Here is a 17500-nt window from a genome sequence, read left to right as displayed (position 1 = left end):
TGGGCTCGACCCAGGATCCAGAGCCAGGAACGGCATCGTTTGTGGCCCTGGATCCCAGCCTCCGCTGGGATGACGGACTGTCAAACCCGCGTTCGGAACGGCGAGAAGTTCGTCCCCTCGTCATACACGTCGACCCCCTCGCGCCGCTTGAGCCATCCCACGGCGAGATAGGTCAGCGGCGTCAGCAGCACCTCCCACGACACCTTCAGCGCGAACTGGCTGACCATCACCAGCAGCATCGCCTCGACCGGCCAGTCGGGCGCGCCGTAAAAAGCGAGCGGATAGAAGATCAGGCTGTCGAACGCCTGCCCGACGATGGTGCTGCCGATCGTGCGCGTCCACAGCATGCGGCCCCCCGTCCAGATCTTCATCCGCGCGAGCACGAAGCTGTTCGCGAACTCCCCGACCCAGAAAGCGGCGATCGACGCGAACACGATCCGCGGAACCTGCCCGAACACCGACTCATACGCGGCCTGCCCGGTCCACCCGGCATCGGGCGGCAACGCGACCACGACCGCGGACATCACGACCATGAACAGCATCGCGCCGAACCCCGCCCAGATGCAGCGGCGTGCATAGGCATAGCCATACACCTCGGTCAGGATGTCGCCGAGCACGTAGCTGACGGGGAAGAACAGGATCCCTGCCCCGAACGGCCAGACCCCGATCAGCGGCAGATCGATGACCGCGCGCTTGCCCGCCCCGATGACGTTCGACAACAGCAGGATGGTGACGAATGCCGCCATCACGAAGTCGAAATAGCGGAACCGGCCACCCTGTACCGCATGCGCCGCGACGGGTGCGGGGGAACGTTTTCGACGATATTCATCGCCGGGTTATGATCATGGTTCCAAGCCCGCGCAATGCGCGCTAATCGGTGGCCGTGCGCGCCCGTAGCTCAGTTGGATAGAGCAAGGAGCTTCTACCTCCTCGGTCGGGGGTTCGACTCCTCCGGGCGCGCCAATCCTCGTCATTGGCTTGATCGCGACCAGCTATAGGGACCTACCAGCGTCCCCGTGAACCCGCCTGCGGTGCGCGTCGACAGGAACCGCGCATCGACCTTGTCCGCCAGCGTCCGGCTGGTCCCCGCAACCGTGTAATCGAATGCCAGCGTCCCGCCGTCGGCCCGAAGCGTCAGCGTCACAGGCCCGGTCTTTTGAAGCGGTGCCGATCCGACCAGCCGCTCGGCGCCCCCTTGTCACGCGTGTAGAGCGCGACGACGGGTGTGCCGGCGATGCGCGTGATGCCGAAGAACAGATAGCTCGCGTCGCTCTGCATCGCGACGAGCCCCGCGCGGTCGCCGTCCTGTGAAGGGGTGAAGCGGACGGTGGTGCCGATCGTCGCGACGTGGTGCTGCTGGCGGCGTCCGACGAAGCCGGGAACGCCGGTGATGTCGCCGATCGGCGCGCCGCCGGTGATCACGAGGTCGCCACGATCGAGCGTGTAGAACGGCGTCCGCGGCGTCCGCACGCCGACCCACTGCATCGCGAGCGTCTTGCCGTCGAACTCGTCGACATAGCCGAAATCGCCGCTGGTCGGCAGCACGGGCTTCGCACCGCGTGGCAAGGCCGGGGCGGTCGCGGCGAACGGGATCGCCTTCCCCCGGGGCAGGATCACGGGCCAGCCATCCTTCCACGTCACCGGGAGCAGGAACGTCTCGCGCCCGATATTGTAAAAGTCGCCAGTATAGGGGCGCACCGCAAGGAAGCTCGCCCACCATTGCCCGGTCTGCGTCTCGATCAGCGTGGCATGCCCCGCGGAGGTGATCGCATCGGGCCGATCGGCGGGAAGGTCGCGCTGCGTCAGGATCGGATTGCCGGCAAAAGGCTGGTACGGCCCGCGCAGTGCCTTGGCGCGCAGGATCACCTGCGAATGATTGACACTCGTGCCGCCCTCCGCCGCGCTCAGATAGTAGAAACCGTCCTTGCGGAAGATATGCGGCCCCTCGATCCAGACCGGCTTCTTGGTAATATCGACCCCGCCATTGATCAGCTGCGTGCTCTCGCCAACCATCTTGCCGGCTCGCCAGTCATATTCCTGGATCCAGATCGCGCGGTGCCCGTCGTACCGCGGCGGCTCGTCGGGCGCCCGGTTGTTGACGATATAGGCGCGGTCGCCCTCCCAGTAGATCGAGGGGTCGATCCCCTCGAACGGCAACCAGATCGGGTTCGACCAGGGTCCGGCCGGGTCTCTGGCGGTGATGACGAAATTGCCTTTGCACTCGACGCAGGTGTTGACGATGTAAAACACGCCGTCGTGATACGAGATGTCGGGCGCGAAGACCGCCTGCGAGGTGCGCATCCCCTTGAAATCGAGCTGCTCGGGGCGATCGATCGCATTGCCGATCTGCGTCCAGTTAACGAGATCCTTCGAGCGGAAGATCGGCAGGCCCGGAAAATGCGCGAACGACGACAGCACGATGTAATAGTCGTCGCCGACGCGCGTGATCGACGGGTCGGGATAATAGCCCGACAGGATCGGATTGCGATACTCGCCGGGACCGACCGTCACGCGTTCCTGCGAGCGCCCCTCATAGGTGAACCGGCTGAACCGCGCCGGCTCCGCGGCCAATGCGGCCCCTGCGAGAAGCGGCAGGGTCAAGGCTGCTGACAGCGTTCGAAGTCGCATGGGGTAAAGATCCTCGTCCATTGGCGCGCGTCCACCTCATGGAGTGGATCACAATTGATACCGCTCCCATGACAGTAACCGCATCTTGCCGCCGGTGAAAAGGTCCGCGGGGCGCCCGCTGACGATTCTACCCCCGGCATAGTCCTTGCGGATCACGCACAGCGATCTGTCGGCGTCTATCAACGTGGCAAACATGAGGGATGCACTGTGATGACGACGGACCAGATCGATCAGGCGAAGGACGAAGACGACGCCGCCTATTTCCAGCGCCGTGCCGAATGGCATCGGGGCCGCGCGAGCGTCGCGGACGATGTCGCGACGCGGCGACTTCATGAGAAATTCGCCCGGATGTACCACGACAGGGGTGCTGACTAACCCGGAGCAGGATGGTATTTTTGGCCCAATTATAGACACATAAATACCAGGAACTTGCAAACCGGCTTGAGGTTTAAGCGTCCGGTCCGGATGCGATGATGCGCCCGGCAGAGCCGGAGATGCAGCCTTGAAAAGAGTGATCGCGATCATCGCGCCGTTCGCACTCGCCCTGCCCATCGTTGGATGTGCGGCTCCGGCGACGCGCATTTCAACGGGCCTGCAGCGCTACGGCCTCGACGCCTCGCGCGCGGATTGCGTCGGCACGCGGCTCCAGGCCAATCTCTCGCTCGGCCAGCTCCAGCGTCTGGGCAAGGCGGCCACCGCTTATCGTCGCGACGACACGACGCCAGGCGTGCTTACCCCGTCCGATCTGATCCGCGTTGCGGGCGAAGTGAAGGATCCGGCGATCGCGCTGGAAGTGGGCAAGGCCGCGGCGGGCTGCGGCGTGCTGCCCTGAACCCCATCGATCCCCTCAACCAAAGGATGACGACATGAACAAGGACGAATTCCAGGGCGGTACGCGCTACGTCGGCGGCAAGGTCGAGAAGGCCGTCGGCGACACCGTCAACAGCCGCGACTGGCAGGTCGACGGCGTCGTCGACCAGGTCGCGGGCGGCGCGCAGAACCTCTATGGCCGCGCGAAGTCCGCGATCGGTGATGCGGTCGACGGCGCACCCGAGCTTGCCGACAAGATCGGCGCCGAGGCGCGCGATGCCGGTGAGCGTGCTGCCGAAGCTGCCCGTCGTGGCGCGCATGCAGCGCAGGCATCCGCCGAGGATGCTCCCCTTCTCTGGGCACTCGGCGCTGCTGCCATCGGCTACGGCATCGCATGGCTCGTCCACGGACGTCGCGACTAAGTCATGGCGACGGCCCCTGTCCTCAAGACGCTTCGCGACTCCGCGGATCTGCGCCACCTGCGCCAGATCATCGCGGGGCTCGACGAAGGCGTGATCCTCGTCGATCCGGATCAGTCGATCCTGTGGGCGAACGATGCCGCGCTGGGGATGCACGGGGTCGACGCGGTCGTGCAGCTCGGCGGCACGGTCGATGATTATCGACAGCGCTTCCAGCTGCGCTACCGCAACAACCACAAGGTCGCCGGCGACGATTACCCGATCGAGCGCGTCGTATCGGGCGAGGCGTTTTCGGAAGTCGTCGTCGAGGTCGCGGTCGCCGGCGAGGACGAACCGCGCTGGACGCATCAGGTGCGGAGCCTCGTCCTGACCGACGACAATGACGAGCCGGAATGCCTCGTCATGATCATCCAGGACGTCTCGGCGCAGTTCGAGGCGGAGGATCGGTTTCAACAGTCGTTCAACGCCAACCCCGCGCCGGCGATCATCTGCCGGCTGGCGGATCTGCGCTATGTGAAGGTCAACCAGGGTTTCCTCGACATGACCGGTCATACGCAGGACGCGGTGCTGGGCGAGACGCTCTATGCGATCGACGTGCTGGCGAACGCCGAGAAGCGCGACCTCGCGAAGGAACGGCTGTGCCAGGGGCGGACGATCCCACAGATGGAAGCCGACCTGACCCTGCCCGACGGCAGCACCAAGCTGGTGATCGTCGCGGGTCAGCCGATCGACATGGGCAACGAGCCCTGCATGCTGCTGACGTTCGCCGATCTCGAGCCGCGCCGGAAGGCGGAGACCGCGCTGCGCCAGAGCGAGGAACGGTTCACGCGGACCTTTGCCTGGGCGCCCGTCGCGCTTGCGATCGGTACGCTCGACGGCAACCGGCTGTGCGACGTCAACGAGACGTTCACCGACCTGACGGGCTTTTCGGCGGACGAGATCATCGGCCGACCGCTGAGCGAGGTCGGCCTGTGGGAGACGCCGGGCCTCGATGACGCGATCGACGCCGAAATCCGCGCAGGCCGATCGATCCGCGACCGCGAGGTGCGGATCAGGACCAAGGCGGGCGACGTGCTCGACGGGATCGTATCCGCCGAACAGATCGAGCTCGCGGGCGAGACGTGCGTGCTGTGGGCGATGCGCGACATCAGCGTGCGCAAGGCGTCGGAACGCGAGCTGGTCCGCGCGATCGAGGCGGTGATGCAGGATACGAGCTGGCTGAGCCGGTCGATCATGGAAAAGCTCGCGCGGATCCGGACGCCGCAGGCCGAACCGCCGGGCGTCGGGCTCGACGAACTCACCCCGCGCGAACGCGACGTGCTCGCGCTGATCTGTCGCGGGCTCGACGACAAATCGATTTCGCGAACGCTCGACGTCTCGGGCAACACCGTGCGCAACCACGTCGCGCAGAATCTATTCGAAGATCGGCGTCAATCGCCGCAACGCCGCCGCGGCCTGGGCGCGCGCGCGCGGCTTCGACGGCGAGTCGGTGACGATTTCGCACGATCGCGGCACCCCACCGCTGGAGACTGCATCATGACCACCCCCAAGCCCAAAGGCACCAAGGCAGACGGCATCGAGCCGGCGGACGCGGCCTCGAAGGGCCGTGCGCGGCAGGCGAAGGGATCGGTGCAGGAAGCGATCGGCAAGATCATCGGCAATCCGGTGGTCGAGCAGCAGGGATCGCGCGAGACCGCGGCCGGCGCGCGTCAGGCGCGTGCCGAACACCCCGCCACACCCCCATCGATACGGACGACAAGGACTAAGCGCGTCCGTCGACAGCTTTGATACAACAGGAGATTCTATGACGACCAATGTGACACCCGGCGTTTTGCCGGTCGACGACGCACGCTACGGCAAAAGCGTGACGCGCCTGTCGTGGGGCGCGATCTTTGCAGGCGTCGTGCTCGCGATCGCGGTTCAGCTTGTGCTCGGCATCCTCGGCACGGGCATCGGCCTGACGATGGTTGATCCGGTCGAGGGCACGACGCCGGGCGCGGCGGGCTTCGGCATCGGTGCCGGGATCTACTGGCTCATCACCACCGTCATCGCGCTTGGCGCGGGTGGCTATGCGGCGGCGCGCGTTGCCGGCGTGCATGACCGGTTCGACGGGCTGGTTCACGGTCTGGTCGTCTGGGGCGTGACGCTGATCCTGACGATGTACCTGCTCACCTCGGCCGTCGGCGGGATCATCGGTGGGGCCTTCCGCACCGTCGGTTCGGTCGCATCGGCTGCCGGCACCGGTATCGGTGCTGCAGCACCCAAGGTCGCCGATGTCGCCGGCGTCGATACGGGCGACGTCCGCGAGGAGGCCGCTGCCTATCTCTCCGACGCACCGTCCGACCCGGCACGGATGACGCCGGAACAGGCGCAGAAGGAAATCGCCAAGGAGCTCCCCGCGCTTGCCCGTGGTGGCCAGGACGGCGTCCAGGCCGAACGCCGGATCGTCGACATCGTCGCGGCGCAGCGCCAGATCAGCCGTCCCGAGGCTCAGGCACAGGTGACGCGTGCCAAGGCGCAGTTCGTCAAGACCAAGAACGAGACGATCGACACCGCCAAGTCGGCGACCGACACCGCCGCCGGTGCCGCCGCAGGGACGTCGTTCATGATCGTCATCGCGCTGCTGGTCGGTGCCGCCGCAGCCGGCTTCGGCGCAACCACCGCGACGCGTCGCCGCCGCGTCTGAACGAAGACGGCGTCGATCATCCCCGTGATCGACGCCGCTCCACCTGTCGTGACGGCGACCGGCCCTGCCGTGCCGCCGTCACCCCCGGTCTCGCCTATTTATGCGCGGCGATGTAGCGCTCGACCTGCTCGTCCAGAACGTCGAGCGGCAGCGCGCCCTGGTCGAGTACCGCCTCGTGGAAGTCGCGGATGTCGAACTTCGGCCCCAGCGCCTGTTCGGCGCGCTTGCGCAGCGCGGTGATCTTGAGCTGCCCGACCATGTAGCTGGTCGCCTGGCCCGGCCAGTTGAAATAACGATCGACTTCGCGGGCAATGTCGGTGTCCGAGACCGAGCTGTTCGCCTTGAAATACGCGATCGCCTGCTCGCGCGTCCATCGGCGTGAATGGATGCCGGTGTCGAGCACGAGCCGGATCGCGCGCCACACCTGCAGCGACAGCATCCCGAACCGGTCATAGGGCGTCTTGTAGACCCCCATCTCGTTCGCGAGCCGCTCCGAATACAGCCCCCAGCCCTCGATATACGCGCCATATCCGCCGAACTTGCGGAACTTCGGGATGCCGGTCAGCTCCTGCTGTCGCGCGATCTGGAAATGATGACCCGGCGCGCCTTCGTGTGCGGCGATGCCCGCGACCTGCACCTTCTGCGTCTGGTTCATGTCGACGAGGTTGACGTAATAGATGCCCGGCCGCGATCCGTCCGCCGACGGGGGATTGTAGAAGGCGGTCGACGCCGTCCCCTCGCGCCATTTCTCGACCGCGCGCACCTCGAGCGGCGCCTTGGGCAAGGTCCGGAAATAGCGCGGTGCCGCCACCATCACCGATGCGATCACACCGCGCGCATCCCCCAGATACTGTTCGCGACCCGCCGCCGTATTGGGATATTTCAGCGCCGGATCGGTCCGGATCTTGTCGAAGAACTGCTCGAGCGTACCCGTGAACCCGACTTCGCGCTTGATCGCCTCCATTTCCTGCCGGATCGCCGCGACCTGTTTGAGGCCGAGTTCATGGATCTGGTCCGCGGTGAGGTCGGTGGTGGTCGAATTCTTGAGCCGATCGGCATAATAGGCCGCGCCGTTCGGCAGGCTCCACGCGCCGAAATTGCCCTTCGACAGCGGCTCGATCGCGTCGAGCGTCGCAAACATCGTGTCGTAGCCGCGACGGAACGGCCCCGTCAGCGCGGCGCGCGCCTCCGCCAGCAATTTCGTCTTGGTCGTCGCGGGTGCATCCAGCGCCGCGACCTTCTTCGCGAAGTCGGCCATGATCGTCGAATCCGGCCCCGTGTCGAACGGCGCACCCGTGATCACCGCGCGTGCATCGGCGCGTGCGGGGGCGAAATTGACCTTGTTCGGAATGATCCCGGCGGCGGCCTGAGCCCGCATCGTCGCCGACACCTCGCGCATCACTCGCTCGGTCTCGCGAAGCCGTGCGATATAGGCCTGCGCATCCGCGACGCTGGCCACCTTGTGGTTGTTGATCAGCAGCACGGGGATGTCCCCCGCCGGGCTGCCATTGGTCGACACCGGGAAACGCAGCGTCCGGAACGGCAGAGAGGCCCGGCCGCGCGCGACCTCATATTCGAACAGCCGGTAGCTGACGCGTGCGCTTTCGCCGAGCATCTCGGGCTTGAACTGCGCATGCATCGCGACGAGCTGCCGCTCCGACAGCGCCTGCGACCTCAGCGCCGCGGCGTCGGTATAGTCGTCGAGCCGATCGTAATTCGTCTTCAGACCCAGCTGCGTCTGCGATTCCGGGCTGAGCGCGAGTTGCGCGTCATAGGACTCGTCGAGAAACGCGAGCAGCGCGGCATCCTGCACCCCGGTCTTCGACGCTTGCGGCGTCTGGGCCGGTGCGGACGCACCCGTCAGGACGAGCGGGATCGTCGGCAACAGCATGAGGGCAAGGGCGAAACGCATGGCAGTCTCCTGTGGGAATGCGCGCTTCTCGCCCGCCGCCCCGCCCGACGCAATCGCACCGTCCCGCTTTTTAGCGTTCGCCGCCCCGCCTCAGAGCGCGGTCGCGTACAGCGCGTGATGCGTCAGGATGAACAGCGTACGCCCCCCTCCCCGCCGATCACGAGCTGGAGCGGGCGTTCGGGCACGTCGATCCGTCGTGCCAGCGCGCCGTCGGGCCGATAGACGAACACCTGCCCGTTCGCGACATAGACGTTCCCCGCCGCGTCGCGCGTCGCGCTCTCTCCGCCGCGATCGGCGACGACCTTCAGGTCGGTTACCTGTCCTGCGTCGCCGACCAGCCCGCTATACGTCCGGTTCTCCGACCCGTTGGTCAGGACGACGCGCTCGCCCGGCCGGGTGCCGACCAGCCCATAGGCGTCGAGCGTGTCCGACCAGCGCCACCCGCGATGATCGTCAGGCCCCTGGTTCCACACGCGAAAAGCGGGCAGCGAGAGCGATCCGTCGGGCGAGACATATTCCTGCGCGCGCGTCTCGCCCAGCTTGGCGGCGAACAGGTCGGCCATCGTCGGGTATTGATAGGTCACAGGGTCGATCCGGTCGTCGAATTCACCGTTTGCCCACACGTTGACGGGCATCAGCGTGCGCGCTTGGCGGTGCGGCCGGGTCGCGGTCGGTGCGATCACGCGGACGTCGTCAGGCTTGGCGGGATCGATGCTGTACACGCTGCCGTCGCGGCCCGCCGAGGACTGGACGAGCAGGCTCCCCGAGCCGTCGACCGCGAGGTTGACCGCATCGAGCGGCGCATCCGCGACGATCGACAGCCCACCCGCCTTGGTCCAGCTGTGGATGCGCTGGAAATGACGGTCGATGAAGTATAATTTGCCCTGCGCGTCGACCGCGCCGCCGGCGATCGAGTAGAACCCGCCCGCGAGCTTTTCGACGCCGGCCGAGACGGGGATCGCCGAGGTCGTCGCGGCGAGCGCGGGTGCCGCCGGGACATCGAGCCGCGCAAACTCGCGCTCGCGCACCTGTTGCTGCCGTGTCACGTCGAGGATCGCGTTCTCGAACGGGTATTTGCTCGCGCGCAGAAACGTCCCGCACCCCTTGGCGTCGCAGCTCGCGAACCCGCTCTCGGCGTTCACATGGACGTTGCGAAAGCGGATATCGCCCGATGCGTAGAGCTTGACCGCCGCGTCCATCGGTCCGGCGGTCCGCGTGACGCGGTAGCCATGGTAATTGGCGAACAGGATATTGCGCGAGTTCCGCATCTCGGTCGAGACCGCCTCGACCCCGTCGCGAACCTCCTGTTCGGTCTGGGGAGCGAGAAACTCCCAGTTCTCGACATGATCGAGGACGATTTCCGCCCGATAGTGATGCTCGGCCGACAATTGATAGACGTGCCCCGGCGTCCTGGTGTTCGACACGTAGAACCCGGCCGATGCGAGCGTGTTCGGCGACCAGAGCGCGGCAAAGGTACCGCCGCCGCCATCGGTCACCCAGATGCTGGGATATTGGCCGTCGAAGCGCGCGCGGGGGTCGCCGAAGCCGATCGGGCTCCCCTTGGTCAGCACGGTCCCGCCGCCGCCCTGGATCTTGACGTCGTTGACCAGCGACGCCTCGCCCGCGCGCCAGAGCAGCGCGGTCGCACGCGGATTGACACCCCCGTCCACAGCCCGAGCCCGGACACGATCGCATCGCCCCCCTTTGCACTCTGGATCAACGCCTTGGCGCCGCCGACCCCCATATAGGCGGGCGTCTCGTCGGGCAGATAGACGTGCGTCAGGCTCGGATGCAGGGCGATCAGGACGCTGTCAGGGCGCAGCTTGAGCGTTTCCGTCACGCGGTACCGACCCATCGGCAGATACAGCACGCGGTGCGTATCGATCGCACGTTGCAGCGCGGCGGTGTCGTCTGTCGTATCGTCGCCCTTGACGCCCAGATCGCGGACGTTCGCCCACGACCGTACCGGTGGCAGCGCGCGGATTGCGGGCGCGCGCCGGGCCGGCAACCGTGACAGCGGCGCCATGTCGATATCGGTCGCATAAGCGCCGATCGTCCCGAGACCGGCGAGCTTCAGCCCATAGGAGAAGTCGTTGACGCGGTAGCGCGCGGCGGCGCCGGCGATCGTCTTGCCGCTGTCGCGGAAGCTGACGAAGGTCGGGGTGTTCGCGGCCACGGCGTTGTCGAAGCCGATCTGCGTGAAGACGCTGTTCTCGACGGATATGACGACGCCCGCGCGACTGACATTCTCGAACCGGACGTCCTTGCCCCACAGCGAGTCCGAATGGCCGCGGTCGATCTCGATCCCGACCGGCGTGTTGCGGAACGCGACGTTCACGAGCGTCAGGTCGACCTCATGTTCCCGGATCGCCGCATCGCGCTGCCCGTCAAAGTCGGAATCGATCAGTGTGAACTGCCACGCCGGCGACGTCTTTTCGGACATGATCCCATAGCGTCCGCCGAAGAAGCGAAGGTCCTCGAACTCGTTGCCCGCCTGATACACGCCCGCCAGACCCGAGCCGATATGGAAGTCGCAGTGCCGGATGAACCCGTGCTGCGCGACGCGAAACCGGACCGCGACGGCGCCGGCATTGCCCGTGCCGATCCTGAAATCGACGTTCGAGATCGCCGAATAGAAGGTGCTCGATGTCGCATCGAAGATGCTCGGGTCGAACGGTACGCTGGTGCGCGGCGGCACGGGCGCCTTGCCGACGCGGTACTGGTCTTCGCCGGTGAAGCTGACCATCGCCGCGACGCCCGATCCGAACCCCTGCGCACCGTCGCCCAGCAGGATTTCGGGTCGCGTCGCACCGACGCCGAAGATCCGCACGGCAGACCGCACGAAGATCGTCCGGCTGATCCGGTATCGGCCCGACGGCAGGAACACGACCCCGCCTTTCCCGTCCGCCGCGGCGGCATCGATCGCCTGCTGGATCGCAGCACTGTCGTCGGCCCGCCCATCGCCGACCCCGCGGACGGTGATCGCGCGCGGATCCCCCGGCGCGCTGAGATAGACCGAGCTGGTCTTTGCCAGAGCCGGGGACGGGAGCAGCAGCGCCACCCCGCAAAGCAGCCATCTCACATCCATCATCCGTCTCCCGTCGCTGGTCGCGTCGTGTAGGGCCAGGCCGTCCGCGCAGCATGTGCCACGGCCGTCGTTATCGTCGTTCTCGTCGTCGGGCATGGGGACGGTCCGGCGCAGAGCGCACCGGCCGCGCCATGCGGCGGTGCTAGGATCCGCCGATCGCAAGACCCTGCGCGACGATCGCCGCCTGCGTCCGGTTGCGGACGTTGAGCTTGCGCATCAGCGCGGTCATGTGGACCTTCACCGTGGCCTCGGCGATCCCGAGGTCGAACGCGATCTGCTTGTTGAGCAATCCCGAATGAACGCCGCGCAGCACCTTGATCTGCGTCGGCGTGAGACGGGGCATCGTGCCGTGCGCGCCCGGCGTGCCGTTCGCGGCTGCGGCTGCGGCTGACGGATCGCGGATGTCGAATGCGGTCGCTTCCATGGTCATCCTCCCTGTTTTCGCGGCCTTTTGTGGCGGCGGCACATCACCGCGACCCGGCTTCGACTGTTGCTTCTGCGATCCGGTTGTGCGGATTCGGTTGGACAGGTTTTCGGTATGGCGCGTTCATTTGTTCCCAATCAAGCCTTTTTCTTGCCAGATTGAAAAAGTCTGTCGTACAGATCCTGCCATGAGCGACAGGCGAAGACGCCGTCGGATCGAGAGGACATGCACGATGGCACGACCCCAGCAGACCCGATCTGCGCTGCCGACATCACGCCTGCCGGGCACGCATCGGTGATCGGCAGCGACTTGCGTCTGGTCATCGCGGCGGTCTCGGGGATCCTGCTCGCGGTGGTGATGATCGTGCGCGGACGGCTGCATCCGTTCATCGGTCTGCTATGCGGTGCCTTCACGGTCGGCCTCCTCGCCGGATTGCCGCTGCCCGACGTCGCCAAGGCGGTGCAGAAGGGCGTGGGCGACATCATTGGCGGCACCGGGCTCGTCGTCGCGCTGGGGCTTTCGCTCGGCGCGATGCTGCATCTGTCGGGCGCCGCCGCGTCGCTTGCCAAGGGGGCATTGCAGCTGACCGGCGCGCGCGCGGCGCCCTGGGCGACGCTGGGCATCGCGATCGTCGTCGGGCTGCCGCTGTTCTTCGAGACGGGGCTCGTGCTGCTGCTGCCGATCGTGGTCGCCGCCGCCGAGGAAATGGCGGGCAGCGATGCGGCGGACCGCGACGCCGCCAAGCTCAGGCTGATCATGCCCGCGCTCGCCGGGCTCGGCGTGGTGCACGCGCTCGTCCCGCCGCATCCGGGGCCCCTGCTCGCGGTCGAGGCGCTCGGCGCCAATCTCGGGCGGACGATGCTCTACGGCATCATCATCGCCATCCCCACAGCGATCCTCGCCGGCCCCGTGCTCGCCCGGTTCACGACGCGCGGCGTGCGGCTGGTGGAGCCGGTGCTCCACGATGCCGGGCTGTCGATCCCTGCCCCGCCGCGCCCCTCCGCGCTGCTGATCGTCCTGCTGCCCGTGCTGATGATCGCGACGGGCGAGCTCGGCCAGATGATCCCCGGCCTCAAGGGCACCGCATGGCTCGTCGCGGCGAGCAACCCGGTGATCGCGCTGCTGCTGACCAACCTGCTCGCGCTGCCGCTGCTGTTCGGGCGACGCCTGCGCGAGGCGGCGATCCAGGATGCCGTCTGGCACGAGACGATGGGCGCGGCGGGCGCGATCCTGCTCGCGATCGGTGCGGGCGGTGCGCTCAAACAGGTGCTCGTCACCGCCGGACTGTCCGACCTGCTCGCGCGGACGGTGCTGATGTACGCGATATCGCCGTTGCTGCTCGGCTGGCTGGTCGCGGTCGGGATCCGCCTCGCCGCCGGGTCGGCGACGGTCGCGACGATCACCGCCGTCGGGATCATGCCGGGCGTCGTCGCCGGGTCGGGCGTGTCGCCCGAACTCGTCGTGCTCGCCGTCGGCGCGGGCTCGGTGTTCTTCAGCCACGTCAACGATCCGGGCTTCTGGCTGGTCAAGAGCTATGTCGGGACGAGCACCGCGGACACGTTCCGGACGTGGTCGATGCTGGAGACGACGATCTCGGTGGTGGGGCTCGCGATGGTCATGGCCATGAGCTATGTCGTCTGATTCCAATACCCTGTCTCAGGAGACACGCGTGGAACGGTCGCTTCCGGCCGAAGGTCGACTGGCGGATCGCGCCTATACCGCGATCGTCCAGATCATCGCGCGCGACGGGCTCGCGGTCGGCGACCGGCTCCCCGCCGAGGCACAGCTCGCGGCGACGTTCGGCATGTCGCGGACGATCGTCCGCGAGGCGCTTGCCCGGCTCGCGTCGGACGGCATCACCCAGGCGCGCCGCGGCGCAGGCTCCTATGTGAAGCGCCGTCCGTCCGAACGGCTCGGCACGCACATGCCGATGGATGCGCTGGCGACGACGCTCGGGACGTACGAGGTGCGGTTCGTGCTCGAGGCGGAAGCCGCGCGTCTGGCGGCGCAACGCCGGTCGCGCCAGCAGCTCGATGCAATCGAACGGACGCTCGAGGCGCTTCGCGCCGCGCTGCTGTCCAACGCCCCCGCGCATGACGAGGACTGGCTGCTCCACCGCGCGATCGTCGAGGCGACCGCGAACGCGGCGTTCGTCCATGTCTTCGACCATCTCGAGGACGCGGTGATGCGGATCCTGCGTGCCGGCGTCGACATCTCGCGGTCGCGCCCGCCAGAGGCGATCAAGGCGATGATGGACGAGCATGACGCGATCGTCGAAGCGATCCGCGCACAGGACGCCGACGGCGCCGCGCTCGCGATGCGCTGGCACCTGTCGCAGGGGCGCAAGCGGCTGATGCCCTGACGACCCACCGGCCGGGCACCACAGCCGGCCCCCCACCGAATTGCGACGTTGGTCGTAGATGCCCGATGCCCCGCCATATCGTACACCATGGCTGCAACGAAACGGGGTAGAACTGGACAGCCAGTCGACCTCCCCGTGCATCAAACGGGGATGGATGATGAAAACGCACGCCGGGCGCACTCTCGCAGCATTATTTGGTAACGCTACCAGCCTGTATGTCCTAGCGACCGCGCTGGCCTGTGCGCCCGCCTTCGCGCAGACCAGTCCCGCGCCCGTGCTCCAGCCAACGCCCGCCGCCCCGCCGCAGGACAGCGCGGCAACGCCACAAGCCGCGTCGCCGGCGGACATCGTCGTCACCGGCACGCGTATCACGTCGAGCGGGTTCAACGCGCCGACGCCGACGACGGTGATCGGCGAGGATCAGATCCTCAAGAACGCACAGCCCAACATCTTCAACGCGATCGCGCAACTGCCCTCGCTCCAGGGATCGACCGGCGCATCGACGGGCACGTTCAGCACGTCGAGCGGTACGCAGGGGCTCAGTTCCTTCTCGCTGCGCGGGCTTGGCCCGATCCGCACGCTGACGCTGCTCGACGGGCAGCGCGTCGTCGGCGCGAACGTGACGGGGGTGCCCGACATCAGCATGTTCCCGCAATTGCTGGTCAAGCGCGTCGACGTCGTCACCGGCGGCGCGTCCGCGTCCTACGGCTCGGACGCGGTCGGCGGCGTCGTCAACTTCATCACCGACACGCGGTTCACCGGGTTCAAGGGCAATATCCAGGGCGGCATCACCAATTACGGCGACGACCAGCAGGCGCTGGTCCAGGCGGCGTTCGGCAAGGCGCTGCTGGGCGACCGGCTGCACCTGATCGTCAGCGCCGAATACGACCATGAGGACGGCGTCGGCCTGGGCGATTTCGGCACCGATCTCGCCAAGGGGCGCGACTGGTACCGCGCGACGACGCTGGTCAATACGGGGCAGGCGAACAATGGCCTGCCGCAGTTCAACTACCGTGATTACGCGCAGCCCTATCAATATGCGCGGTTCGGGTTGATCAACAACGGCCCGCTGCAGGGCATCGCGTTCGACCAGAACGGTGCGCCGTTCAACTTCAATTACGGATCGAACGGGCGACCCACAGGCACCGGCGGCGTGACCGGCTGCTTCCCCGGCAACAGCTTCTGCGTCGGCGGCGACCTGTCGGGCGCGCCGGGGTCTGGCGCGTCGCTCAAATCCGCGCTCGAACGCCTCAACGGCTTCACCCGCGTCGGCTTCGACTTTGCCGAGAACAATGAAGCCTATGTCACGGTCAACCTCGCACAGGTGAAGACCAGCAACCAGCCGAGCCCGGGCTACAACCGCCCGAACCTCACCGTGCAGTGCGCCAATCCGTATCTGCCGCAGCTGGTCCGCGACCGTTGCGCGACCGCCGGCATCACGCAGTTCGGCTTCGGCACCAGCAACGGCAATTTTCCCGACCCGCTCGTGCAGACCGACCGCCGCCAGTACCGCTTCGTCGGCGGGCTGAAGGGACGGTTCGACGTCGGCGGCACCGCGTGGAATTATGACGGCTATTACGAGCATGGCATCACACTCGCGCATATCGATGTCGACAACACCGTGCTGCAGAACCGCTATGTCGCCGCCGCCAACGCGATCACGCTGAACGGCGCGATCGTCTGCGCGGATGCCGCCGCGCGTGCGGCCGGATGCCAGCCGATCAACATCTTCGGCGGCGCGCAGCCTTCGTCGGCCGCGCTCGCCTATGTCACGCCCGCCAACGGCCCGCTGCAGCGGACCAAGCTGACGCAGGACGTCGCCAGCCTGAACTTCTCGGGCGAACCGCTCAGCCTCTGGGCAGGACCGCTCGCCGTCGCGTTCGGCGGTGAATATCGCCGCGAGTTCTACCGCGTGCACGGCGATCCCTACGGCGCCGGCGTCACGCCGCTCAGCCCGAACAGCGCCGACTATCCCGCAGACCCGCTGCTCAACTCGACGCTGGGGAGCAACTGGGCGGCGGGCAACTACAAGAACGGCGGCGGCAAGTACGAGGTGTATGAAGGTTTTCTCGAGCTCAACCTGCCGCTGTTCGGCAGCGACGCGGTCGGCCGCGCCAATCTGAACGGTGCGGGCCGCGTCACGCATTACAGCACGTCGGGTACGATCTGGGCGTGGAAGGTCGGCGGCACCTGGGAGACGCCGTTCGACGGCATCCGCCTGCGCGCGGTGACGTCGCGCGACGTGCGTGCGCCCAATCTGTCCGAACTGTTCGCCGCGCCGACCGTCACGACGCTGCCCAATTTCACCAACCCCTTCCCGCCCGGCGGCGGCGTCCAGGCGTTCCAGAACACCATCGGCAATCCGAACCTGAAGCCCGAGATCGCGCGCAATACCGAAGCCGGCATCGTCCTGTCGCGTCCGTCCTGGCTGCCCGGTCTCAGCCTGTCGTTCGACTATTACAGCATCAAGCTCGACGGCGTGATCTCGACGCTGTCGGCGGACCAGATCGTCCGCTTCTGCTTCGAGGGCAATCAGGCGTTCTGCGGCGGCTTCGTCCTCAACAGCCCGACGCAGGGGGGCAATTTCATCAACGTCCAGCCGTTCAACCTCGCCTCGTGGAAGACCAGCGGGTTCGATATCGAGGCGAGCTATCAGTGGAAGCAGCCGCTCGGCCTGCCGGGCAATTTCACGATCCGCGCGCTCGGCACCAATGTCCGCGAATTCCTCGTGAAGGCCGGCATCGAAGGGGTCGCGACGGTTGATCAGGCGGGTGCCAACAATGGGGCGACCCCCGACTGGAAATGGCTTGCGACGCAGAGCTACGACAACGACGTCTTCAGCCTGACGCTGCAGGAACGCTGGTTCTCCGACGGCAATTTCGGCAACCAGTATGTCGTCTGCACGACCGCTTGCCCGATCTCGACCGCGAACCATCCGACGATCGACTACAACACGATGAAGGGCGCCTTCTACTTCGATCTCGGCGGATCGGTGAACCTCTCCAAGCAGGTCAGCCTGTTCTTCAAGGTCGACAACATGTTCGATCACGACCCCGAGCCTGCACCGCAGACGAACACCGGTCTCGACGTCAATCCCGCGCTCTACGACACGCTTGGCCGCTTCTACCGGCTCGGCATGCGCGCGCGGTTCTGATCGCCGGCCCCCGCGGT

Annotated in this window: 11 protein-coding genes, 1 tRNA gene and 2 pseudogenes; 8 read left to right on the top strand and 6 right to left on the bottom strand. The window is 66.8% G+C overall.

The window, feature by feature from the left end; all coding sequences use genetic code 11:
- Positions 1–80 precede the first annotated feature (80 nt).
- Positions 81–746 carry a queuosine precursor transporter gene (locus QP165_RS16525; RefSeq protein ID WP_333996420.1) on the bottom strand — a complete coding sequence of 222 codons (666 nt, stop codon included), beginning with the start codon at positions 744–746 and terminating at the stop codon, positions 81–83.
- 141 nt (positions 747–887) lie between these two features.
- On the opposite strand from QP165_RS16525, the gene QP165_RS16520 reads away from it, so the two are divergent.
- A tRNA-Arg gene (locus tag QP165_RS16520) sits at positions 888–963 on the top strand.
- Positions 964–970: 7 nt separating this feature from the next.
- Here QP165_RS16520 and QP165_RS16515 read toward each other — a convergent pair.
- A pseudogene (locus QP165_RS16515) lies at positions 971–2628 on the bottom strand (glycoside hydrolase family 43 protein).
- Between the two features lie 48 nt (positions 2629–2676).
- A complete protein-coding gene (locus QP165_RS16510; protein WP_333996419.1) occupies positions 2677–3153 on the bottom strand; it encodes a hypothetical protein in 477 nt (158 codons plus the stop codon).
- On the opposite strand from QP165_RS16510, the gene QP165_RS16505 reads away from it, so the two are divergent.
- The 4 genes from QP165_RS16505 to QP165_RS16490 are packed head-to-tail and all read left to right on the top strand — an operon-like array spanning position 3140 to position 6543.
- The gene (locus QP165_RS16505) at positions 3140–3460 is read left to right on the top strand and encodes a hypothetical protein (RefSeq protein WP_235532360.1); all 321 of its coding nucleotides are present in this window, start codon (positions 3140–3142) and stop codon (positions 3458–3460) included. The genes QP165_RS16510 and QP165_RS16505 overlap by 14 nt on opposite strands.
- A 34-nt stretch (positions 3461–3494) precedes the next feature.
- Positions 3495–3860, top strand: coding sequence for a CsbD family protein (locus QP165_RS16500; RefSeq protein ID WP_056021520.1), 366 nt, complete (start codon positions 3495–3497; stop codon positions 3858–3860).
- A gap of 3 nt (positions 3861–3863) precedes the next feature.
- Positions 3864–5645 (top strand): PAS domain S-box protein, encoded by a 1782-nt coding sequence (locus QP165_RS16495; RefSeq protein WP_333996418.1) that lies wholly within the window; start codon positions 3864–3866, stop codon positions 5643–5645.
- A 16-nt stretch (positions 5646–5661) separates the two neighbouring features.
- Entirely contained in the window at positions 5662–6543 is an 882-nt protein-coding gene (locus tag QP165_RS16490) for a hypothetical protein (protein ID WP_333996417.1), read from the top strand.
- Positions 6544–6637: 94 nt separating this feature from the next.
- Here the strand turns inward: QP165_RS16490 and QP165_RS16485 are convergent, their stop codons facing one another.
- The 3 genes and pseudogenes from QP165_RS16485 to QP165_RS16475 all read right to left on the bottom strand — a co-directional run bounded on the left by QP165_RS16485 (position 6638) and on the right by QP165_RS16475 (position 11886).
- Positions 6638–8455, bottom strand: coding sequence for a DUF885 domain-containing protein (locus QP165_RS16485; RefSeq protein ID WP_333996416.1), 1818 nt, complete (start codon positions 8453–8455; stop codon positions 6638–6640).
- A gap of 90 nt (positions 8456–8545) precedes the next feature.
- A pseudogene (locus tag QP165_RS16480) lies at positions 8546–11543 on the bottom strand (glycosyl hydrolase family 28-related protein).
- 142 nt (positions 11544–11685) lie between these two features.
- Positions 11686–11886, bottom strand: a complete 201-nt coding sequence (locus tag QP165_RS16475) for a helix-turn-helix domain-containing protein (RefSeq protein ID WP_056022313.1) — start codon at positions 11884–11886, stop codon at positions 11686–11688.
- A 375-nt stretch (positions 11887–12261) separates the two neighbouring features.
- On the opposite strand from QP165_RS16475, the gene QP165_RS16470 reads away from it, so the two are divergent.
- The 3 genes from QP165_RS16470 to QP165_RS16460 all read left to right on the top strand — a co-directional run bounded on the left by QP165_RS16470 (position 12262) and on the right by QP165_RS16460 (position 17483).
- Positions 12262–13608, top strand: a complete 1347-nt coding sequence (locus QP165_RS16470) for a GntP family permease (protein ID WP_056022310.1) — start codon at positions 12262–12264, stop codon at positions 13606–13608.
- A gap of 28 nt (positions 13609–13636) precedes the next feature.
- Positions 13637–14329 (top strand): FadR/GntR family transcriptional regulator, encoded by a 693-nt coding sequence (locus tag QP165_RS16465; RefSeq protein WP_235532340.1) that lies wholly within the window; start codon positions 13637–13639, stop codon positions 14327–14329.
- Between the two features lie 157 nt (positions 14330–14486).
- The gene (locus tag QP165_RS16460) at positions 14487–17483 is read left to right on the top strand and encodes a TonB-dependent receptor plug domain-containing protein (RefSeq protein ID WP_333996415.1); all 2997 of its coding nucleotides are present in this window, start codon (positions 14487–14489) and stop codon (positions 17481–17483) included.
- Positions 17484–17500 lie beyond the last annotated feature (17 nt).

This window comes from Sphingomonas sp. 22R3R2A-7, from assembly GCF_036856055.1.
Classification (GTDB): domain Bacteria; phylum Pseudomonadota; class Alphaproteobacteria; order Sphingomonadales; family Sphingomonadaceae; genus Sphingomonas.
Note: the sequence above shows the minus strand (reverse complement) of the source record. Positions and strands in the feature narration are given on the sequence as shown.